This is a genomic window from Streptomyces europaeiscabiei, assembly GCF_001550375.1.
In the GTDB taxonomy this organism is placed as follows: Bacteria; Actinomycetota; Actinomycetes; order Streptomycetales; family Streptomycetaceae; genus Streptomyces; species Streptomyces europaeiscabiei.
In genome coordinates, this window is record NZ_LRTR01000792.1 from 1 (window position 1) to 19,850 (window position 19,850).

Annotated in this window: 15 protein-coding genes and 5 pseudogenes; 12 read left to right on the forward strand and 8 right to left on the reverse strand. The window is 70.3% G+C overall.

Features of this window, described 5'->3' with window-relative positions; all coding sequences use genetic code 11:
- Positions 1–2,524, reverse strand: a 2,524-nt coding sequence (locus AWZ10_RS38870; protein ID WP_060893385.1) for an ATP-binding protein, incomplete at its 3' end; no start/stop codon positions are given.
- A gap of 344 nt (positions 2,525–2,868) precedes the next feature.
- Positions 2,869–3,081, reverse strand: a pseudogene (locus AWZ10_RS54495) (SbtR family transcriptional regulator); the annotation flags it as partial.
- Between the two features lie 421 nt (positions 3,082–3,502).
- On the opposite strand from AWZ10_RS54495, the pseudogene AWZ10_RS54500 reads away from it, so the two are divergent.
- Positions 3,503–3,751, forward strand: a pseudogene (locus AWZ10_RS54500) (IS5/IS1182 family transposase); the annotation flags it as partial.
- A gap of 15 nt (positions 3,752–3,766) precedes the next feature.
- On the opposite strand, the gene AWZ10_RS54505 reads toward AWZ10_RS54500, so the two are convergent.
- The gene (locus tag AWZ10_RS54505; protein WP_244172699.1) at positions 3,767–4,558 is read right to left on the reverse strand and encodes an amidohydrolase family protein; all 792 of its coding nucleotides are present in this window, start codon (positions 4,556–4,558) and stop codon (positions 3,767–3,769) included.
- A gap of 541 nt (positions 4,559–5,099) precedes the next feature.
- On the opposite strand from AWZ10_RS54505, the gene AWZ10_RS38880 reads away from it, so the two are divergent.
- From AWZ10_RS38880 to AWZ10_RS38895, 4 genes are all read left to right on the forward strand, one after another.
- On the forward strand, positions 5,100–6,083 hold the full coding sequence (locus AWZ10_RS38880; protein ID WP_046706090.1) for a response regulator transcription factor: 984 nt from the start codon (positions 5,100–5,102) through the stop codon (positions 6,081–6,083).
- A 222-nt stretch (positions 6,084–6,305) separates the two neighbouring features.
- Positions 6,306–7,685, forward strand: coding sequence for an APC family permease (locus tag AWZ10_RS38885; RefSeq protein WP_046706089.1), 1,380 nt, complete (start codon positions 6,306–6,308; stop codon positions 7,683–7,685).
- A 185-nt stretch (positions 7,686–7,870) separates the two neighbouring features.
- Positions 7,871–8,215 (forward strand): N,N-dimethylformamidase alpha subunit family protein, encoded by a 345-nt coding sequence (locus AWZ10_RS38890; protein ID WP_046706088.1) that lies wholly within the window; start codon positions 7,871–7,873, stop codon positions 8,213–8,215.
- A gap of 18 nt (positions 8,216–8,233) precedes the next feature.
- On the forward strand, positions 8,234–10,549 hold the full coding sequence (locus AWZ10_RS38895) for a N,N-dimethylformamidase beta subunit family domain-containing protein (RefSeq protein ID WP_046706087.1): 2,316 nt from the start codon (positions 8,234–8,236) through the stop codon (positions 10,547–10,549).
- Here the strand turns inward: AWZ10_RS38895 and AWZ10_RS48985 are convergent.
- The 3 genes from AWZ10_RS48985 to AWZ10_RS38905 form a co-directional block, all read right to left on the reverse strand.
- Complete coding sequence (locus AWZ10_RS48985; RefSeq protein ID WP_159058522.1) at positions 10,500–10,997, reverse strand: bacterial transcriptional activator domain-containing protein; 498 nt, start codon at positions 10,995–10,997, stop codon at positions 10,500–10,502. The two genes, AWZ10_RS38895 and AWZ10_RS48985, sit on opposite strands and share 50 nt — an antisense overlap.
- An 88-nt stretch (positions 10,998–11,085) precedes the next feature.
- On the reverse strand, positions 11,086–11,307 hold the full coding sequence (locus AWZ10_RS38900) for a helix-turn-helix domain-containing protein (protein ID WP_046707561.1): 222 nt from the start codon (positions 11,305–11,307) through the stop codon (positions 11,086–11,088).
- A complete protein-coding gene (locus AWZ10_RS38905) occupies positions 11,307–11,792 on the reverse strand; it encodes a DUF2975 domain-containing protein (RefSeq protein ID WP_060893386.1) in 486 nt (161 codons plus the stop codon). The genes AWZ10_RS38900 and AWZ10_RS38905 overlap by 1 nt, the downstream gene beginning before the upstream one ends.
- A 472-nt stretch (positions 11,793–12,264) precedes the next feature.
- Here AWZ10_RS38905 and AWZ10_RS55570 point away from each other — a divergent pair.
- From AWZ10_RS55570 to AWZ10_RS38915, 3 genes and pseudogenes are all read left to right on the forward strand, one after another.
- Positions 12,265–12,408, forward strand: a pseudogene (locus AWZ10_RS55570) (RICIN domain-containing protein); the annotation flags it as partial.
- Positions 12,409–12,728: 320 nt separating this feature from the next.
- On the forward strand, positions 12,729–13,715 hold the full coding sequence (locus AWZ10_RS38910; protein ID WP_240439420.1) for an RlpA-like double-psi beta-barrel domain-containing protein: 987 nt from the start codon (positions 12,729–12,731) through the stop codon (positions 13,713–13,715).
- 79 nt (positions 13,716–13,794) lie between these two features.
- Positions 13,795–14,296 (forward strand): annotated as a pseudogene (locus AWZ10_RS38915) (ATP-binding protein); the annotation flags it as partial.
- 409 nt (positions 14,297–14,705) lie between these two features.
- On the opposite strand, the gene AWZ10_RS38920 reads toward AWZ10_RS38915, so the two are convergent.
- Positions 14,706–15,062 (reverse strand): MerR family transcriptional regulator, encoded by a 357-nt coding sequence (locus AWZ10_RS38920; RefSeq protein WP_060893390.1) that lies wholly within the window; start codon positions 15,060–15,062, stop codon positions 14,706–14,708.
- A 446-nt stretch (positions 15,063–15,508) separates the two neighbouring features.
- On the opposite strand from AWZ10_RS38920, the gene AWZ10_RS38925 reads away from it, so the two are divergent.
- The gene (locus AWZ10_RS38925) at positions 15,509–16,417 is read left to right on the forward strand and encodes an NADP-dependent oxidoreductase (RefSeq protein WP_060893387.1); all 909 of its coding nucleotides are present in this window, start codon (positions 15,509–15,511) and stop codon (positions 16,415–16,417) included.
- Positions 16,418–16,982: 565 nt separating this feature from the next.
- On the opposite strand, the gene AWZ10_RS38930 is transcribed toward AWZ10_RS38925, so the two are convergent.
- The gene (locus tag AWZ10_RS38930; RefSeq protein WP_060893388.1) at positions 16,983–17,279 is read right to left on the reverse strand and encodes a DUF2218 domain-containing protein; all 297 of its coding nucleotides are present in this window, start codon (positions 17,277–17,279) and stop codon (positions 16,983–16,985) included.
- A gap of 254 nt (positions 17,280–17,533) precedes the next feature.
- On the opposite strand from AWZ10_RS38930, the gene AWZ10_RS38935 reads away from it, so the two are divergent.
- The 3 genes and pseudogenes from AWZ10_RS38935 to AWZ10_RS38950 all read left to right on the forward strand — a co-directional run.
- Complete coding sequence (locus AWZ10_RS38935; protein WP_208618632.1) at positions 17,534–18,499, forward strand: D-2-hydroxyacid dehydrogenase family protein; 966 nt, start codon at positions 17,534–17,536, stop codon at positions 18,497–18,499.
- Positions 18,500–18,617: 118 nt separating this feature from the next.
- Positions 18,618–19,490: an ABC transporter ATP-binding protein gene (locus AWZ10_RS54510; RefSeq protein WP_244172700.1), complete on the forward strand. Its 873-nt coding sequence runs from the start codon at positions 18,618–18,620 to the stop codon at positions 19,488–19,490.
- Between the two features lie 175 nt (positions 19,491–19,665).
- Positions 19,666–19,850 (forward strand): annotated as a pseudogene (locus tag AWZ10_RS38950) (cobalamin biosynthesis bifunctional protein CbiET); the annotation flags it as partial.

The window sequence follows — 19,850 nt, forward strand, 5'->3', positions numbered from 1 at the left end:
CCGCCGCTTCCAGTGGGGCGCCGAGCAGCAGGGAGTGGGCCTCCCAGAACACCGCGCCGCAGCGCGCGCTCTCCGCCGCGGCCTCCGCGAACAGGTCCGCCGCCGCTGCCGTGTCCCCCTGTGCCAGCGGCAGATGGGCGCTGCTGCGCAGCGCGGAGGCCCGCTGCATCGGCAGCCCCAGTTGTTCCGCCTCCTTGCGGGCACGCTCGGCCCAGCCACGGGCCTCCTCGGACATACCCGTCAAGAGTGCGGACGTGACCAGGATCTCCAGGTAGAGCGGCCGCATCGACGGCTGGATCCGCTGCAGTTCGGGGCCGCCCGCCTGGAGCATCGCGTCCCGGGCACGGACCGGGTCGCCGGCCATGAGCGCGGCCCAGCCGAAGATGCACCAGGCCGTGGAGGCCCACCAGTCGACCCCGTTACCGGCCGCGGCCACCGCCTCCTCGGCGACGGCGAGGGGGCGCGGATCGCCCGGCGGGCAGCCGGCGACGAGCGCCGCGGCCTTGCTCGCCAGTACGAACGCGAGCAACTGGTCGCTGCCGATCCCGCGGGCGATGTCCTCGGCCCGGTCGGCGAGTTCCAGCGCCGAGGAGACCCGGCAGGTCTGGACCCGGACATGGGACAGGCACAGCAGCAGATGGGGCACGACATAGAGCTGACCGCTGCGGCGGGCGATGTCGAGACCGCGCTCGGCGTGCCGCTCCGCGTCCGGGTAGTGCTCCAGGAACGCCTCCGCCCAGCCGAGCCGGGCCAGTGGTTCGCACAGCGCTGTGAGGTCGTTGTCGGGCAGGGAGTCGACCAGGGCGGCGGCCTGCCGGGCGAGGCGGTGCGCCGCGGTCATGTTGCCCTCGTACGCCTCTCCCAGGGCGGCGACGGCGAGGACGCCCGCCTCCTCGACCTCGGCGCCCGTGGATCGGGCCGCCGCGAGGGCCGCCTCGACCTCGGTGCGCACCTGGGCGTACGAGGTGTCGCTGTCCAGGGGCGCGGCCGAGCCGAGCTCCAGGCCGAGCCGGACGACGTGGCCCGGTGCGGGGCCGCGGGCCAGCTCACGGCGCAACAGCGCGACGGCCTCGGTGGAGCGCCCCAGATGACGCTCCACCAGCGCGCACAGGACGACCGCGCGCACTCTGAGGTCCTGGTCCTCGCCGGTGGTCGGGCCACCGGGGGACCGCTGCGGGGTGGCGATCAGCTCCTGGAGCAGGTCGCGGCTCTCGCGCAGGCCACCGCACGCGGCCAGTGCGCGGGCCCGCCTCAGGGCCAACGCACGCCGCCGGGCGGCATGTTCCGCAGTGTCCGGAAGGTGGCGGAGTACGACGTCGAGCCAGTGGGCGCAGCTCGCCGGAGCCGTTCGGGCGGTTCGTGCGGCGGCCTCGTCGAGCACGGCCACCGCTGCCGGGTCCCAGCCGGTCAGCGACTGTTCCACATGGTGGGCTCGCTCGGCGGCCGAGGCGCCGACGCGGGCCAGTTCCTGCGCGGCGAGTCGGTGAATCTCGACGCGCCTCAAGAAGGGCGTGCTTTCGTGGACGAGGGTCCGCACGACCGGATGCCGCAGGGTCAACAGGCCTTGCGGGGCGGAGCGCAGCAGGTCGCGGCGGGTGAGAGCGTGGACGTCGTCGGTGAACGCAGTGCCGGAGCGGCCGGTCACCCGGCTCACCATCGCCGGGGTGGCGTGCTCGCCCAGTATCGCCACGGCCTCGACGATGCCGCGGCGGGAGGGGGCGAGCACGGCGAGTTCGTCCAGCAGCAGGGTGCCGAGCCCGGGCGGCGCCGAGGACTCGGGCGTCGTACCCTCGCGGTGGGCCTGAAGGAGGGTCAGGAAGTAGAACGGGTTGCCCTCGCTCGCGGCGTACAGCGCGGCGGTCTCGGCGGGCGGCAGGCCGGGGCCGGCCAGTTCGGCGCAGTCGCGTGCGCTCAGCGGTCTCAGGCCGAGTCTGACGACCGTGCCGGTGTCGAGTTCTCGGGTGAGCCTGGCGGCGAGGGACTCGGGACTCTGGCGGTCACGGCGTGTCACGGCCAGGACGACGGGGGCGTGCACGGGATGGCGTACGAGGTGGTCCAGCAGCTCCAGTGACGCCGGGTCCGCCCAGTGCAGGTCGTCGAGGGCCAGCAGCAGCCCGGACGGGGCGGCGAGCCGGGTGAGCAGGACGGCCGTGGACCGGTGCAGTCGGAAACGGTCGACCGCGCCGCTCCGCTGAAGGAGGGGCGCCACCGCTTCGGTCTCCTGGAAGCCGTCCAGGGCGTGCGGGTCGAGGTGGGCGAGCGCGTCGGTGAACACCTGGAACGGCACCCGCCGCTCGTACTCCGTGGCTCTGCCGCGCAGTACCGTCATTCCGCGTCGGCGCGCCCGTGCGCAGACCTCGCCGAGCAGCCGGCTCTTGCCGATGCCGGCCTCACCGGTGATGTCGACGAGCCGGGAACGGCCGCTGTCACGGAACTCCTCGCCCCTCGCCGTGTCGCGCGCGTCGCCTGCCGCACGGTCGAGCAGCGCCTCGAACCGGGCCAGTTCGACGGAGCGGCCCAGCAACGGAGCCCCGTTCCCGCCGTCCCCAACTACCCCGTCCGCTCCCACAGTTACCCCCTCGTCTTTACATTCCCCCCACACACGCCATTCTCTCCTGCTGATCGTCGTAACCGCCGCGCCGGCGAACCGGAACGGACGGATCTCACAGGGCGAACCGCCGGTCCCGTGGCTTCCCTTCAGCGGTCGCACCAGGGTTGGCTGTCCTGGCCCATTGGTCTCCAGTCCCTCTCGCCGAAGCGACTGCCCCATCCACGTCCGAGCGAGTCGGCTGGCTGGTCGTGCCCGAGACTCACCCCCGTCGGAGTCGTGTGGCCGAGTCTGCTGGTCCGCATGCGCGACGATTCCCGCTACGGGCCCGGGGGCGGCGTTCCTCCGGTGTCGGTGCTCGCTGGATTCGTCAGGATCGCGCTCGCGACAACATCGGAAAGGTGATCGGAGCGTGGGGCGAGTGAGGGTTGATCGCCGAGCCAGGCGAGCGCTGCTACCAGCGCGAACAGCTCGGTGCCATCAATGTCGGTGCGTGCTGCGCCTGCGGCCTGGACACGGGTGAGGAGCCGCGCAGTCGGTCGCATTCCTGATGCCGGAGGAGTCGCGTCCATCGCCGGCCGGCACATCACCGTCACCGTCACCGTCACCGGCGGCAGCGGTCCGGCGGCATGGCGGTGGAGCGGTCGTCGGTCGCAAGGCGGCGCGCCGCTCATGTCACGCCCTCCCCCTCCCAGCGCACGCCGGGTGGCCGCTGTCGCCGTGCGCGCCCGTTGGCCGACAACCGAGCACGAGCGAGGTTTGATATGGCGACGACTGCGGCTTCGGCTGGGGAGGCGGCCAGGTCACCACAACGCCGGCGGGAGAGGTGAATCTCGACCCGGCGGAGCGGCTCGCCGTCCAGCAGACGCCGGCACGCATTGCTTCGCCCTGGAAGGCAGGCATAGATCTCGGCGCTCTTCGAGTTGCGACGCTCTGTGATCACCGGGGAGACCTGTGCCTGTACTGCGATCATGGATGACCGGTCCTCTCTGGGGTCGATGCACCGCCTTGCCGCCTGGGCGATCGAACTACGCGCAGACCCATCAGCTGGGCTGCCACCCCCCACACATCAGCGACCGGGTCGTTTAGGACGAGATGCTGCATCTCCTGGGATCCGGCCGCTCCTGTCGGGCGATCGCCGACACGACCTGCTCGGCCACCACGATCCGCAGCCGTCGCGACGAGTGGATCCGGCTCGGCGTCTGTGTCAAGTGCGGGTCAGGCTGCTGCTGCAGTGGCGGCGCGGTGGCGTTGTGCGGCTGCGGGGAAGAGGTCGAAGGCGCGGTGGCCGAGTGCGTCGACCTCCTGCGGTGGGAGGACGTGGGAGTTCCGGAGCGAGTCGATGTTGCGTTTCATGTTGTTCTCGTTCGAGCAGGGGACTCCGGCGTCGGCGCCGTAGACGAGGTGGTCGCGGGGCACCCTCGTGACTGCTGCGGCGAGGTTGGCGTCTGTGCCGGCCGCGGCGGTGTCGAGGTAGAGCTTCGCCAGGTCGGTGCGGATGTCATCGGCGGTCAGGCCCAGCGGGTTGAAGACGTACTCCTCCGCGCCGAGCAGCCCGAGGCGGCCGGAGAGCGCGGGCAGGGCGCCGCCGCAGTGGGCGAGAACGACCGTGAGGCGGGGGTATCGGCGGAAGAATCCTGTGTAGAGGAGGTCCACGACGGTCCGGGTGGTCTCGAACGGCAACTCGAGCAGGACAGCGGTCTGCCGGAACGTGGGCGGTACGGCGCTCGGGTGGATGAACAGCACGGCCGAGCGCCGGTCGAGTTCCTCCCACACAGGCTCCAGACGCGGGTCGCCGAGCGGGACGCCCGACCGGCGGGTGGTCAGCAGGTAGCCGTCGGGGTGTGTTTCCGTGTCGCCGCGCGCGATCTCGGCCAAGGCCGCGTCCGGGTCGTCGGTCGGCAGGCCGGCGAGCAGGCCGAAGCGGCCGGGGTGGTCGGCGACGAGCTGGGCGCCGTAGTCGTTCCAGGCGCGCAGTTGCGGCAGCGGGGAATCGACGTAGGCAGTCACGCAGCCAATCACGCAGTTCCACGTCGCGAACCAGGGCGAAGACCGACTCCCCGCCTCGCACCGCCCACTCAGTGGCGATGTCCGACTTGGCGGGGGTCGGACAATGGGCCGACGCCCTCTGCCGACCCCGCCCTGACCGCAGACGTGCTCTATGACGTCTTGCAGGGTGCACTCATGCGATGGCTGCCCCAAGAGGCAGCGCCGCACGGGGCGTTCACAGCCGAGGTGGACGCGGCGATTGCGCTCGTGCTGGCCGGGTTCGCGAGTGATGCCGGGCGCGCATAGAAGAGTGACTGCGACAGATCGGCAGGCGGAGACACACGCACCCGGCAGCCGCCGGAACGCGACGGCGTGTCCACGTACTACCTGGCCATCAACCACAGCGGGTGCGGGGGTGCGGGAACGGCGAGGCGGCTTCCTTGGCGACGCGGCCAGGTCCGCGCCCACTGCGCAAGGTGCAACCGCAGCCCTCCTCATCCCAGCCCGAGAAGAAGTTATTGTGATGTGTCGGGGGTAGCCTGGCTTCGAGAGGGATTTGCTGATGGAGCCATCCCACACCCGGGTCCTGGTCGAGGCGGCCTACGCAGCCGGAGCCGGTGACCGGCGCGAGGCCGCGATGACGGTGCTGAGGCTGCTTGAGCCGGTGACTCATCACGATGCCAGCGCCGTCCTGCTCTGGGACCCGATGGCCCGTGCGCACCGCGCGCTCGCTGTGGTCACCTACGGTGATGAAACAGTTGCTGCATTGGGTGACCGCTATGCGGCGAGTGCTGAGAACCGGCTGGTCTGGGAGCGGCGCCTGCCGATGCGGATCGACGACGTGCCGGGCGACTACCGACGGTCCCCGATGTACCGAGAGGTGCTCGGACCTGCCGGCTTCGCAGACGGCATGACCGCCTGCCTCTTCTCGGACAGCGGTGTGTACACGGGCATGCTGCATTTCTCCGCGGCGGGGCGCGGCGCGTTCCGTGATGACGCGGCCGAACTCCTCGGAGCCCTGGCGCCCGCGCTGGCTCAGATGTGCGATGTGGCTCGGCGGCAGACCACGGGGTGCGCCATACCGCCGGGAGCGAACGCCACCCTGATCGACCACACCGGCCGTGCCTGGGCCGTCGAGTCGTGTGCCCCGGCGCTGGCGCCCACGCAGCCCGAGTTCACCGGCTTCCTGCGTCGCTTCACGGCCTCGGCGCAGGTCGCCGCCGCCGGGCTGCAGGCGTCGAGCGAAGGGTGGCTCGCGCTGCAGGTCCTGAAGGTGGCCGATCCGCTGGGCCGACCGGAACCGGCCGTACTGGTGCAGGAGCTTCCTGCGGCCGGTCTGCCCCATTCCCTCTCGCCGCGCGAGTACGACATCCTGAACGGGATGGCCGCCGGGTTCTCGAACCAGCAGCTGGCATCGCAGCGAGACGTCTCCCTGCGCACGGTGACCACGCACGTGGAGCGGATCCTCCACAAGATGGGACAGCCGTCGCGGGCCGGCGCGGTGGCGTCGGCGCTGCGCGAAGGCATTCTGCGCCTGGACCGCTGACCGCCGCTGTCGGTAGAAGTACGTATTGAGCCACACGGTGGCTGAGCATCATATTCGAGGGGAAGAGAAGCCCGCGCCGAAGGCGGTCCCCACTCGCCGAGCCGGCTGCTGCCCGACCCCCGCGTCCTATCCCGCTGTCGCCGCCACGGCATCGACAGCCGAGCGGGGCTCGTTCATCCCTCAGGAGGCCCGGCCTTGAACGCTCCAGAAGCTCCGAGAACAGTGTCCGAAAGACCCGGGGTCGCGGACGGCGACCGCGATCGGCTGCACGAACTCGGTTACGAGCAGGAGCTCGCCCGCACGCTCAGCCTGGCCGACGTTGTCATCTACGGCCTGATCTACATGGTGCCGCTCGCCCCCGTCGCGGTGTTCGGCGTCGTCTACAACATGTCCGCCGGCGCCGTCGCCGCGGTCTACGTGGTGGCCGCGATCGCGATGCTGTTCAGTGCCGTCAGCTACAAGGAGATGGCGGTCCGGTTCCCGGTCGCCGGCTCGGTCTACAGCTATGTGCGGATGGGCAGCAACCGCTTCCTCGGGTTTGTCTCCGGGTGGGCCATCCTGCTCGACTACCTGCTGCTGCCCGCGCTGCTGTGCGTCTTCGCGGCCAGCGCGATGACCGGAGTGGTCGCCTGGGTGCCCGCCTGGGTCTGGGTGGTGGTCTTCGTCGCCGCGACCGCCCTGATCAACATCATGGGCATCAGTGTCACCGCGACGATGAACAAGATCTTCCTCTATATCCAGCTGGTCGTGCTGGCCGTGTTCCTCATCTGGGCAGTCGTGCTCGTCCTCCAGGGCCGGGCCCATCTGTCGCTCAGCCCGTTCGTTCCCGCCGACGGCGGCTCCTGGTCCCTGGTCCTCGGTGCAGTTCCGGTCGCCGCCCTGAGTTACATCGGGTTCGACGCGATCTCGACCCTGAACGAGGAAGCCGAGGGCGGCGGCAGGACCGTCTCCAAGGCCACCATGATCGTTCTTTACCAGGTGACCGCGCTGTTCGTCGTGCAGGTCTTCGTGGCGGGCCTCCTGGTCCCGAGCGGGACGGAATTCGCCGACGGCGACCCGGTCAACAACGCCTTCTACAACGTGGTGGGCACGGCCATGGCGGACTGGTTCAAAACGGTCCTCCTGCTGACCGCCGCCCTGATCGCGATCTTCGCCAACACCATCGCCTCCAACGCCACCTCCGCCCGTCTGGTCTTCAGCATGGCCCGCGACGGGCAGCTGCCGAAGTTCCTGTCACGGGTCAGCGACAAGCGCCAGGTCCCCCTCAACGCGATGATCTTCATCGCGCTCCTGTCGGTGGGAGTCGGCATCCTCGGCGTGGAGCAGTCTGGACTGCTGATCACCCTGGTGACCTTCGGCGCGATCACCGCCTACATCCTTCTCCACGTCAGCGTCTTCACCCACTTCGTCGTCCGAGGCCGCAGCCGCAGTGTTTTCGTCCACTGGGTCTCCCCGATCCTCGGCGCCGTGCTCCTCCTGGTCGCGCTGTGGAACGCGAACTCCGATGCCAAGATCGTCGGATCGTGCTGGCTCGTCATCGGCCTCGGCGTGGCGGCGTACTTCAAGCTCACCGGCCGTGCGCTCGGTGGCTCCGACGCCTGACCACACTCCCGCGTACCGCCGGGCAGCACTCGGCATCGGCCCGAGACCGTCACCTCGAGGCGCGCCTCAGTCGCGGCTGCCCGGGGCTCGCGAGCCCCCTCAGCATGAGAAAGGCACCCTCCCGTGAGCCCATCGTCCTTGTCCCGCCGCACCGCAACGGTGTCCCCGCAGCAGGAGGTGAACTGATGCGCACCAGTGCAGACCGCTCGGCCGAACTGCTCGACATCTTCCGTCTGCGCAGCGAGGAACGCCTGCGCAAGGAGTGCACCGACGAGGTCGTCGCTGCCCATGAAGCGGCTCCGCTGGGACCGCACGACGACCGTACTCAACGTGTGCTGCGGGCGCTGCGCAGCCTGCCCGTCTCGGGCAAGCACATCATCTTCTCCGAAGGCCCCGACGGGCCCTGGCGCGTGGCGCAGATCGTCCTGGGCATGCCGGGCAACCTGCTCCTGACCCAGCAGTCCTTCGAGGACTACGAGGACGCCATGCGGTACATCTTCACCGCGCGTGTCGCGGAACTGCAGAACTAGAAAGAAACGAGGAGGGTCATGGCACTCTCGAGCGGCCGCGCGACGACCCAGAACGTCTTCGGCTACACCGATCGCTTCTCCGCCCGTCCCGGCGAGCAACTGTCGTTCCACATCAGCTGTGAAGGCCCGTCGACCTACGACGCCGCCCTGGTGCGCCTGCGACACGGCTACGACGGGCAGGCCGGGCCGGGCTTCCTAGAGGCCGAGGTCCCCTCCACCATCGACGGGACGTACCCGGGGCAGTACTACGCCTGCCGGCCCGGCTCCTACGTCGAAGTCCCCGACCCGAAGGGCCTGCTGGCGAACCCCGACGCGCTGGTCGTCCGCGCCGCCGTCTTCCCGACGCTTCCGCGCGACAACCGCTCGGGGAGCCTGGGCGCCTATCGGGTCAGCCAGAGCTCGGTCGGCTTCACCGGCGAGCGCCAGGCGGTCATGGGCACCTGGGACGAGGCGACCATGACCGGCTGGGCCCTGCTGCTCGATGACGGCAAGCCGTCCTTCGTATGGAGCGAGGGCGGTCAGCGGCGGACCCTCACCCTGGAACAGGAGCTGACGGCCCACCAGTGGTACCGGCTCGAGGTTGAACTGCCGCGGTCGGCGGGGCAGATCACCCTGCGCCAGGCTCCCCTGGACCACTGCGCGGACCGGGTGGCACCGGCCGCCGCAGCCGCCGTACCCGAGCAGGCGAGCGCCCCCGCCTCGGCGGCCTGGACGGCTTCCTCGATGCCGTTCCGTATCGGCGCGCTGGCTCGCGCGGATGGTGTCCGGCTGCTCGCGGCAACCGCGTTCAACGGGAAGATCGGTGGCATCCGCGTCGAACGCGCCACCGACGACGCCTGCAAGGCGCGCGAGCCGGTGGCTGCCTGGCACTTCGGCCGCAGCCGGCGCCCCGACGGGCTGCTGCTGTGGGACGTGGTCGACGAGGGCCCGCACATGCTGCACGGCCGCTGCGTCAACGCGCCCGTCCGGGGCGTCACCGGGCCCACGTTCCAAGGTGTCGTGGAGGACTTCCGGCTCGCGCCCGACGAGTTCGACGCCATCCACTTCCACGACGACGACCTCGCCGACGCCCAGTGGCCCGCGGCGTTCACCTTCGAGGTGCCCGAGGACCTGCCCAGCGGCGTCTACGCGGTGCGGCTGCGGGCCGAGGGCATCGAGCAGCACGTGCCCTTCCTCGTCGGGCCGGGCCGCCGGCGCAGGGACGTCGCCATCCTGTTCCCCACGGCCACCTACCTGGCTTACGCCAACGACCGGATCGCCTTCGAGGCGGACGGCATGGAGATGCTCCTCGGGCACACGCCCATCGTCCACAAGGAGGACCTGGTCCTGCAGGACCACCCCGAGTTCGGCCGCTCCCTGTACGAAATCCACAATGACGGGTCCGGCGTGGTGTTCGGCAGCGTCCGCCGCCCGCTGATCAGCCTGCAGCCGCGGTACCGGGCCTCGTTCGCGAGCGAGGGTCCCTGGGGCCTGCCCGCCGACCTGTCCCTGGTGCACTGGCTGGAGACGGCGGAGTGCGAGTTCGACGTCCTCACCGACGAGGATCTTGACCGGGAAGGCCACGACCTGCTGCGCGACTACCGCGTCGTGATCACCGGAAGCCACCCCGAATACGTCACGCGGCGCGAGCTCGACGCCCTCGAGGAGTTCACCGCGAACGGCGGCCGACTGATGTACCTGGGCGGCAACGGGTTCTTCGCGACCGTCTCCTACGACCCCGACGCCCCGCACCTGATGGAGTTGCGCCGGGCCGACGGCGGCACCCGCCCCCACCAGTCCCCCTTCGCCGAACGCCGCCACACCACCTCGGGCGAGGCCAGCGGCCTGTGGCGCAACAAGGGCAAGGCCCCGCAGCGTCTGGTCGGAGTCGGCATGGCGGCCCAGGGCTTCGACCGCAGCACCTACTACGAGCGCCTCGCGGACAGCCAGGATCCGCGGGCGGCCTTCGTCTTCGAAGGCGTCGGCGAGAACGAGGTCCTGGGCGACTTCGGCATCATCGGCGGCGGTGCGGCCGGCGCCGAGATCGACTGCTGGAACCCGGCACTCGGCTCGCCGCCCGGAACCCTGGTCCTGGCCACCTCCGGGCCCTTCTCCGACAACTACCTGCTGGTGACCGAGGAGATCTTCGAGATGCTCCCGGGGATGGGCGGAACCGAGCAGCCGGCGGTCCGCTCGGACATGGTCTACTGCGCGCTGGAGGGCGGCGGCGGATTCTTCTCGGTCGGATCCATCGCCTGGACCGGATCGCTGTCCCACAACGGATACGACAACAACATCGCGAAGATCACAGACAACGTACTGCGGCGCTTCCGCGACGAGAAGCCGCTGGAGTAGGCCACCCGCTGCCGAAGGCGCCCCGCTCCGCGGGCGGAGCGGGGCGCCTTCCTGAAACCGGCTGCGCAAGTCCCGGCTGGCACTGCCCACACGTGGGGTCCCACGTCCGGCGCGCTGCCGCGCCGACGGCGGAACACGGCGCTGCCGCTGTAGCTGCTTGAGCAAGCTTGCGGGTGCGGGGAGAGGGCGTCGCGTCGATCTGGGGCAGTGCTGTCTCGCAGCCCTGGACCGCGGTGAGGACGCCGTCGTCGTCGCCCAGCGCGTTCGCCGCGCGCATCCGTACGCGCCAGGCCACCTCGCGGAGCGGGTCGATCGCGGTCGCCTGTTCGCGCAGGCGGACGGTGTCGCCGTACTGGTGCAGTTGCAGGGCGGGGTCGGCCGCCGCCTCGGCGAGGAAGCGCTCCGTCCTGCTGAACAGGGAAGCGTCCGGGAAGGGCGGGTGGGCCATGTCGCCCCTGTGTGGATCCGCGCTCAGGCCGTGTCGGGCCGGCTTGCGCGAAGCCACGTCCAGCATGGGACATGAGAGAGGAGGCACGTCATCCGCCGGCGGTGTCCTCGGTCTCCCAGCGCAGCAGGTCGCCCGGCTGGCACTCGAGCACCTCGCAGAGTGCGGCGAGCGTCGCGAAGCGTACCGCCTTGGCGCGGCCGTTCTTGAGGACCGCCAGGTTGGCGGGCGTGATCCCTACGCGGTCCGCGAGTTCGCCCACGGACATCTTCCGCCTGGCCAGCATCACGTCGATGTCGACGGTGATCGGCATCAGATCACCTCGTCCAACTCGGCCTGCATCTGCGCCGCTTCGACGTCGCGTGCGACGGCCTGGGCGAGCAGCATCCGCAGCACGAGCACGATGAGCGCGACCCCCAGGATGGCCATGCCGATCCCAGCCATGATGACGGTGACGCCCGGGTCGTCCCGCTGGCCCGGCGCATTGAGGGCCGTGACCGCGAACCACATGAGGGCAGCCGCCACGATCGCGCCGATCACGCCGTCCACGTACCGGAAGGCGGCGTGGGAGAACACGGTTCCGCGTCGCACCATCGTCACCAACCGCCCTACGCAGACCAGGGCAGCCTGAACCGACACCATGCCCAGGATCGTGATCACGCGCAGCGGGGTCAGCGGGAGCGACCCGTCCTCCGGGTCGTTCGCCAAGGCCCACACCATCCCTGCCTGTACGAACACGGTGCCGGCGAGCATCACCACGAGCACGGCGCGCAGCGCACGCACAGCCAGTCTTCCCATGACCCATCCTCCCATCGATTTACGATGGAAATCTATCGAGTGTCGATACCTTAGGCAAGGGCTGGGACGGAAGGTGAGCGGCGGGACGGTCGACCGATGGAGTCTGCGAAGTCGAACGAGTGCCTGCTCCGTGGCACCGGGGTGGGCGCGCAGAGCTTGGTGGGGCGCCGGCTCACACGTGTCGTCGGGTCGTGGCACCTGTGCGGCAGTGATCATCCAGCGGGCCCGCTGGATGTGGGGCTGATCGATGACCGGGAGGCTGAACGGCAAGCTCTTCGCCCACGTCTTCAACTGGCCCAAGGGCGGCACCCTGCAGATCCCGGCGGTGTACAACACGATCAACCGCGTGTACCTGATGAACAACCCCGGTACCAACCTCAGCTACTCGGTCAGCGGCGGGCAGATCAACGTCAGCGTGCCGGGCAGCGCGCCCAACGCGAACGACTCCGTGGTCTGCGTGGAGGTCAACGGTATGCCCGCCGTCCTGGCAGGCGGTGTCTACCGGCTGCCCTGCGCCCAGAGCGGCAAGGCTCTCGACAACTCCGACATCGTCAACGAGGGCAGCCCGATCATCCAGTGGACCCCCAACGGCGGCGCCCCGCAGCAGTGGAACATGACCAAGGCTGGCTGGGAGGCCCCGGGGTGGCGCGCCTGGGCGCCCCACCCCGGCTCACAGCAAGCAGACCGTGCTCACACCCGAGGACTCTTGGGCGGGAGCACGGGCGTTTCCGGCCGGTGGTCCCGTCGGCTGCGGGACCACCGGCGCTCGCGTCGAAACCGCTGCAACGCGCTGTCGGCCGAAGAGCGGCGGACGTCACAGAACCCGTGCCCAGCGCTGCGATCCGGCCGCTCATGTCCCAGGTACCGATCTCCGAAAAATTGGCGGCAACCTTTTCGCGACCAGCGGCAACTGAGCGGTACAGGACAGGACCCGACATGCTCTTCGAACGGATGGACATGCAAGGAACACGGCAGGCCGCGCGGCAGCGCAGGAACAGGCGCCGGCTCTTGGTGGGGAGCACCACGGGGCTGGTCGTCACAGGTCTTCTCGTCTGCCTGGTCATGGCGATGCAGCCGGACCGCGAGGACAAGGACGGATCGGCCGCGGCCACGTCCGTCGCCAACTCCCAGGCGACCCGGCCGCCGGCATCGGCAGGGAAGAAGAAGTCCCCCACACCCTCCCCGTCCGAGGTCTCCGGGTCCCCGTCGACCAAGGCCAAGAAGCCGAAGAAGCCCTCCACGTCGCCGTCGCCGTCGCCGTCCCCGTCAACGGCCGCCCGACGGGAGGCGCCTGCCGCGCCGGCCTCCAGCGGACGGATACGCCCGCAGGTGACGAATCAGGGAGTCGCCACGGTCTACAAGGCCGGGGTCGGGGACGGCGCCTGCTCGTACGGTCCGAGCAGCGACATGATGATCGCGGCGATGAACACCACCGACTACCAGATGTCCAAGGCCTGCGGGGCCTATGTGCAGGTTCGCGCGGCGAACGGCAACTCCGTCACGGTCCGGATAACCAACGAATGCCCCCTGCCCTGTGCGCCCGGCCAACTCGACCTCAGCGAACAGGCCTTCGCCAAGCTGGTCCCCGTCTCGACCGGCCGGATCTCGGTCACCTGGAGCCTGTTGAGCCCCAGTTCGGTGGGCACGATCTCGATCCGCTACAAGATCGGGTCCAGCCCTTACTGGTGCGGTATCCAGGCGATCGGCCACCGCAACCCCCTCGCTCGGCTGGAGGTCAGCACCAGCGGCGGCTGGCGCCAACTGGCGCGCACCGGCTACAACTACTTCCTCTCTCCCGACGGCAGCGGGTGCGGCAAGGCGATCAGGATCACCGACATCTACGGAGAACGACTGACCATCAACGGGATCGCCCTGCGGCCGGACGCCGTCCAGTCGACAGGGCTCCAGTTCGCCCAGCACTGACACGGTCGCCGACACCGGGCCCCTCCGAACGGAACACTCGGAGAGGCAGCGGTCGGCTGGTCGGCCTCCGGCCGCGGCGGTGTTCGTGTGTCAGGCCGCTGACACCGCCGTGGACCAGGCGTGCCGGATGCTCCGGGCTACCCACCATCCGCTCCCAGTACCCCGAGCCGGCCGTAGCCGCCGGCCGCGACCAGATGACCTATCGCGGGTTCCTGGGGTTCCTGGCCGAACTGCTGCTGTCCGAATGCGACGACCGGGCCCGGCGCCGCTCGGAACGCCGGATCAAGGCGGCCGGCTTTCCGCGCGAGAAATCGATCCGGCAGTTCGACTTCGACGCCAATCCGGTTATCGACCCGGCCGCCATCCACACCCTCGCCAAGTGCGACTGGGTCAAGAAGGGCCTGCCGCTGTGCCTGATCGGCGACAGCGGAACCGGCAAGTCGCACCTGCTCATCGCGCTGGGCACCGAGGCGGCGATGCACGAGTACCGGGTGAAATACGTGCTGGCCACCAAGCTCGTCAACGAGCTGGTGGAGGCGGCAGACGAGAAGCTGCCGGCCAAGACCATCGCCCGCTACGGCCCCTACCGTCTGGCCGCCACCCGCGCCCGCGCCGAACAGAAGGCCGCCGCGGTCGCCGCGGGCTGAAGACGACGGCGCCGTCCTCCGGGGCCGGGCACGTCGGCGCCCTTCTCCAGGCTTCTACTTGCCGGGCAGTACCGAGCGGTCCAGCGTCGAATCGCTTCTCCTTTTATCCAGTGCTGTCAAGTGTCTCTACAGGTCAACGGGTTGAAGCGATGTAAGGCAAGTTAGACAGTACGAGTGGGCTTCGCTCGGCCGAAACCGTGGAGGCGTTGATCGTCCATGGCGGGTACAGGGGAGGGGTGGCGGTGGCCCTCACGGACCCGACCGGGTGGGGAGACCTGTTCACGCGCGATGTCGCCCGGTAGATGCCGGATAGGTCGGGGCCCCACCTCTCGCGACGGGTTGATCAGTCCTGCGCCACGTTCGCCGCGGTCACATTCTCGATCACGCGGCCGAGTTTGGTCTTGGCCCGGGCCAGGTCCTGGATGCGTGCGGCGATGCGGTCGCGTTCGATGATGAGCTGGTCGAGCATGGCGGGGGTCGCGACGCCGGTGCTCACGCACGGCAGGAGTTCGACGACGGTACGGCTGGAGAGGCCGGCCGCGAAGAGGTCCTGGATGAGCTGGACCCGCTCCAGGGCTTCGTCGGGATAGTCACGCTGCCCACCGGGCGTCCGCGCCGATTCCAGGAGCCGCTGTTCCTCGTAGTAGCGCAGGGCCCGCACGCTGACCCCTGACCGCCTGGCGAGCTGTCCGATGCGCATGACGCAGGTCACTCACTTCCCGCTCGTACCTCACGTTGACGTCAGGTTTAGGCTAGCAATGCCTGCTCCGGGGGCAGCCCTGGGGGTCGATCGAACCGTTGCCGGCACCGACGAACCGTTGCCGGCACCGAGATTGATCATGACCCGGTGGCGGACCCGAGGGCGTTCACGCGGTTCACGTACGCACGGCAGTCCTCGCGTCGTGCCGGGATCGCCGAGCCGGCCCGAGGGCACATGGGTGTCGACCGTGACGGGCGGCGTGATCCCTCGTAGTGGCGCAGGCTCCCACGCCCACCCCCGCCTGCTCGGCAACCTCACCCATCCGCGCCTGCCCTCCTCCGGCCGGGCGGCAGTTGCGGCTTGCACCTCACGTCAACGTCAGGTTTTAGAGTGACGAGCGTCGGATGAACACGTCATTCCGGCCCGTCAAAGTAAGGCAGACCATTATGCGCGCAGCCCGGTTCCACGAATACGGCGGAGCGGAGAGCCTGGTGATCGAGCAGGCCCTCGATCCCCACCCCGGACCCGGTGAGATACGTGTCCGCGTCGCGGCGGCCAGCGTTAATCCCATCGACTGGAAGCTGCGCTCCGGCGCCCTGCACCAGATCTTCCCCCTGGATCTGCCCGACATTCCCGGGCGCGACGGCGCCGGTGTGGTCGACGAGATCGGCGACGGGGTGCAGGGGGTGAGCATCGGCGACCGGGTCTTCGGGCTGGGCGGCGTCACCGGCGCGACCGCGGAGCTGCTCATCCTTTCGGCCTGGGCGCACACCCCCGCCACGTGGAACGACGAGCAGGCCGCGGGCGCCGGTCTCGCGTCCGTGACCGCGATGCGTGGACTCGACGCGCTCGGCCCCCTCGCGGGGCGCACCCTCCTCGTCGAGGGCGCCGCCGGAGGCGTGGGCAGCGCGGCGGTCGAGATCGCCGTGGCACAAGGTGTCGGCACCGTGATCGGGACAGCCAGCGAACGCAACCACGAGTTCCTCACCTCTCTCGGCGCCGTTCCCACCACCTACGGCCCCGGCCTCGCGCAGCGCCTCACCACCCTCGCTCCGCACGGCGTCGACATCGTGCTCGACACCGCGGCCTCCGGCTCCCTGGACGACCTCGTCGCGATCGCGGGCGACCCGAAGCGCGTCGCGACGGTCGCCGACCACGCGGGCGGGCACCGCCTGGGCACGCATGTGGCCCACGCGGTGAACGACTCCACTCTCCTGTCCGCGGCGGCGGAACTGGGCGGGCAAGGCCGCTACACACCCCGTATCGAACAGGCCTACCCCCTGGAGCGGATCGCCGACGCCCACGCGCACGCCGAGCGCGGACGCACCCGAGGAAAGATCGTGATCTGCATCTGAACAGGCCGATCTGTATCTGAACAGGCCCACGAGGTAGGTAACTCGCAACGTGCGGGCCTGCGTGGCGAGCGTGCCCTCGATCGGTACCGGCGAGCGGGCGGTCCGAAGCGGGCCGATCTCCATGGCGCCTCGTCAGGCAGGCCGCCCCCACTCGGGCACCGCACGTGGCACATGAGCCGTCGTCCATGGGGCACTAGCCTCATCCAGCTTCAGCAGCCCCGTGAGAGGGGTTCAACTACGGGTTCTCAATCGGTCGCGGCGGGGCCCGCCAGGTGGAGTCATTTCCCACCTACAAAATCGGGTCTCCCAGGCACCGGGTGGAGTCAGAACTGACCTACAAGTGGCGCCAACCGTCACCTACGAAGCCAGAGGCCTAGGGTGCGGCCCGACGGGTACGGCCGTGCATTGACGGGGAGTCAGTCGCGGGTGCGTTCTGCGGGCGCGGGGCGCTTGGGCTGCCCGCCACGGTGCGTGCCGGCGGTGACGCTGAAGCCGCGGGCAAGGATGCGAGGACCTGCCCCTGATCGATCCGGGGCGCGGGCCGTGGCGGGCTGCCCCGGGAGCGTCAGCCGTCGGAGCGCTCCTCCCAGGCGACGCTCAGTTCGTTGCGGCGGCCGAAGCGTTCGAGGTGACTGCCCACGACCTCCCGGATGGTGGTGAGCGTGGACTCGTCGGGTGCGGTCACGCGGATCAGGAGGTGGTCCTCGGCCGGCTGGAGCAGGACGTCGGTCTGCTCGAAGGTGAGGTGGTGACCCCCTTCGGGAGTCTCCTCGGTGGGGATCTTCCGGCCGAAGTGCGAGGCGAGTTGCTTGGCGTAGCGCGGGGCGGCGTCGGTGGAGGCGCGACCGAGGGAGGTGGGCATGGGGGAACTCCAGGGTGCGAGCGAACAGTGTGATCGGCCGGCCCGGCGGTGAGCGCGCTTCGCCACCCGGATCGACATATGTTTCAAATTTGAAGCCAATCGCTACTGCCGACCATAGACCTGTCTGATTCAAATTTGAATCAGCGGTCATGTCGTGTGCGTCACATGGGGATGTGTCGGTGGACCTGAGGGGGCGTCGGGGGACGAAGATTCCGGAGGAGACGTCAGCTGCCGATGAAAGGCAGACTGCCCGCATGACCCTCCACTGCGCAGTGCTGGACGACTACCAGGGCGCCGCCCTGGCCATGGCCGACTGGAGCCCCCTCGCCGGCCGGGTCGAGGTGCGCACGCTCCGCGAGAACATCACCGACCGGGACAGACTCGTGGCCGAGCTCGCCGACTGCGAGATCGTCGTGGCCATGCGGGAACGCACCCCCTTCGACGCCGCTCTCCTGAGCCGACTGCCCCGGCTGCGCCTGCTGGTGACCACCGGCATGCGCAACGCCTCCATCGACCTCGCCGCGGCGCAGGCCCAGGGTGTGACCGTGTGCGGCACGGCGAGCAGCCCCACCCCGCCCGTCGAACTGACCTGGGCACTCCTCCTCGGCCTCGCCCGGCACGTCACCGCCGAGAGCCGGATCCTGCGGGAAGGCGGCCCCTGGCAGTCCACCGTCGGCCAAGACCTGCACGGCCGCACCCTGGGCCTGCTCGGCCTCGGCAGGATCGGCACCCGGGTGGCCCGCGTCGCCACCGCCTTCGGTATGGAGGTCCTCGCCTGGAGCGAGAACCTCACCGCCGGGCGAGCGGCCGAAGCCGGAGCCCAACTCACCGCAAGCAAACAGGACTTGCTCGACCGCAGCGACTTCGTGTCCGTGCACCTTGTCCTGTCCGGGCGCACCCGCGGCCTGCTCGGCGAGCCGGAACTGCGCGCCATGCGCCCGCACGCCTACCTGGTCAACACCTCCCGGGCCGCCATCGTCGACCGCACGGCACTTCTGCGTGCCCTGCGGGAGGGTTGGATCGCCGGCGCCGGCCTCGACGTCTTCGAGACCGAGCCCCTCCCCGCCGACGACCCCCTGCGCTCCCTGCCGAACGTGCTCGCCACCCCGCACCTCGGCTACGTCACCGAACGGAACTACCGCACCTTCTACAAGGAAGCGGTGGAGGACATCACCGCCTTCCTCGCCGGAACCCCCGTCCGACCGCTGACACACGTCTGAGTGGGGCGGAGGGCGGCCGCCGGCCGTCAGGGGCCCGGGTGACCCGGTGGAGACGTGGTCACCCGGGGGCTCCGGGACAGTGCCTCGGGCCGGACCGGTAGTCCGCGCGGTGCATGCGGTGCACGCGGTGCATGCGGTGCACGCGGTGCATGCGGTGCACGCGGTGCATGCGGTGCACGCGGTGCACGCGGTGCACGCGGTGCAGGCCCGCTGTGCCCGTCGGAAGCCCAAGGCGGGGCCATCTCCTCGTCACGGAATAGGAGGGCTGCCACGCACGGTCGGTGCCCTGCTGGTCGTGCTCGTCGCCGTCATGGTGGTGGCGGTCAGCATCGGCGCGGTCAACATCCCGGTGACCGACGTGTGGTCGGTTCTGGTGCACCATGTCACCGGGCAGCGCGCCACCGGCGACCCCGCGCTGGACCAGATCGTCTGGACGCTCCGGGCACCCCGCGTCGCCCTGGCCGCCCTCGTCGGCGCGGGACTGGCCGTCGCGGGAGCCGTCCTCCAGACGCTGGTCTCCAATCCGCTCGCCGACCCGATCGTCCTCGGCTTCTCGTACGAGGGCCTCGCTCGGCGCCGTGCTCGTCATCACCCTCGGCGGTGTCGCGCTCGGCGGCCTGGGCGGTCTCGGCGTGTCGGGCGCGACCTTCGGCGGCGCGCCGGCGGCCGGGGCCCTGGTCTTCGCCCTGGGTCAGCGGCGGGGCCGGCGGCCCGGTTCGAGCTCCTGGACCAGATCCGCGCCACCGGAATCACCACCCCGGCCGTCCTGCACGACCTCGACCTCGACCTTGCCGCCCGGCTCTGCGACCACCTCGTCGTGCTGCACGACGGCGAGGTGGTCGCGGCGGGCCCGGTACTGGAGGTCCTGACCCCCGATCTCCTCCGGGACGTGTTCGGCGTACGCGGCCACACGGAACGCCACGCCGATGGCGTCGTCCGCATCACGTACGCGGCCCGGCCGTTGGCGCGGCCGAGTGCTCAGCAGCCGTAAGCAGGTGGTGCCTCCGGGCGCCACGGGCAGGCGAGGGCGGCGAAGCCGCCGGCGGCAGAGACGGAGCGCGGGGGCGGGCGGCGTGCACCCGGGCACAGGCGCGCAGGTCACCGCTTAGTAGAGTGCGCCTCTGTCGTCCCCGACAGCCGCCCCCGATCCGCCGAGGTACCACGCAGTGACCCCCGCACGACCAGGACCGCCGTACGCCGTCACCGTCGTCGGGCTCGGCGCCGACGGCTGGCGAGGCGTCCCCGACGCCTCCCGGGCGGCCCTGCGCGACGCCGAGGTCCTGATCGGGGGCCCACGACAGCTCGACCTGCTGCCCCCGGAGTGCGCGGGCGAGCGGATCGCCTGGCCCTC

Excerpts from the sequence above, each read along its gene's own strand:
- AWZ10_RS38890 (WP_046706088.1), top strand. The coding sequence starts at position 7,871 with ATGCGCACCAGTGCAGACCGCTCGGCCGAACTGCTCGACATCTTCCGT.
- AWZ10_RS38935 (WP_208618632.1), top strand. The coding sequence starts at position 17,534 with ATGACCCTCCACTGCGCAGTGCTGGACGACTACCAGGGCGCCGCCCTG.
- AWZ10_RS48985 (WP_159058522.1), bottom strand. The coding sequence starts at position 10,997 with ATGGCCCACCCGCCCTTCCCGGACGCTTCCCTGTTCAGCAGGACGGAG.
- AWZ10_RS38905 (WP_060893386.1), bottom strand. The coding sequence starts at position 11,792 with ATGGGAAGACTGGCTGTGCGTGCGCTGCGCGCCGTGCTCGTGGTGATG.
- AWZ10_RS38925 (WP_060893387.1), top strand. The coding sequence starts at position 15,509 with ATGCGCGCAGCCCGGTTCCACGAATACGGCGGAGCGGAGAGCCTGGTG.
- AWZ10_RS38930 (WP_060893388.1), bottom strand. The coding sequence starts at position 17,279 with ATGCCCACCTCCCTCGGTCGCGCCTCCACCGACGCCGCCCCGCGCTAC.
- AWZ10_RS38910 (WP_240439420.1), top strand. The coding sequence starts at position 12,729 with ATGCTCTTCGAACGGATGGACATGCAAGGAACACGGCAGGCCGCGCGG.
- AWZ10_RS38920 (WP_060893390.1), bottom strand. The coding sequence starts at position 15,062 with ATGCGCATCGGACAGCTCGCCAGGCGGTCAGGGGTCAGCGTGCGGGCC.
- AWZ10_RS38895 (WP_046706087.1), top strand. The coding sequence starts at position 8,234 with ATGGCACTCTCGAGCGGCCGCGCGACGACCCAGAACGTCTTCGGCTAC.
- AWZ10_RS38880 (WP_046706090.1), top strand. The coding sequence starts at position 5,100 with ATGGAGCCATCCCACACCCGGGTCCTGGTCGAGGCGGCCTACGCAGCC.
- AWZ10_RS38900 (WP_046707561.1), bottom strand. The coding sequence starts at position 11,307 with ATGCCGATCACCGTCGACATCGACGTGATGCTGGCCAGGCGGAAGATG.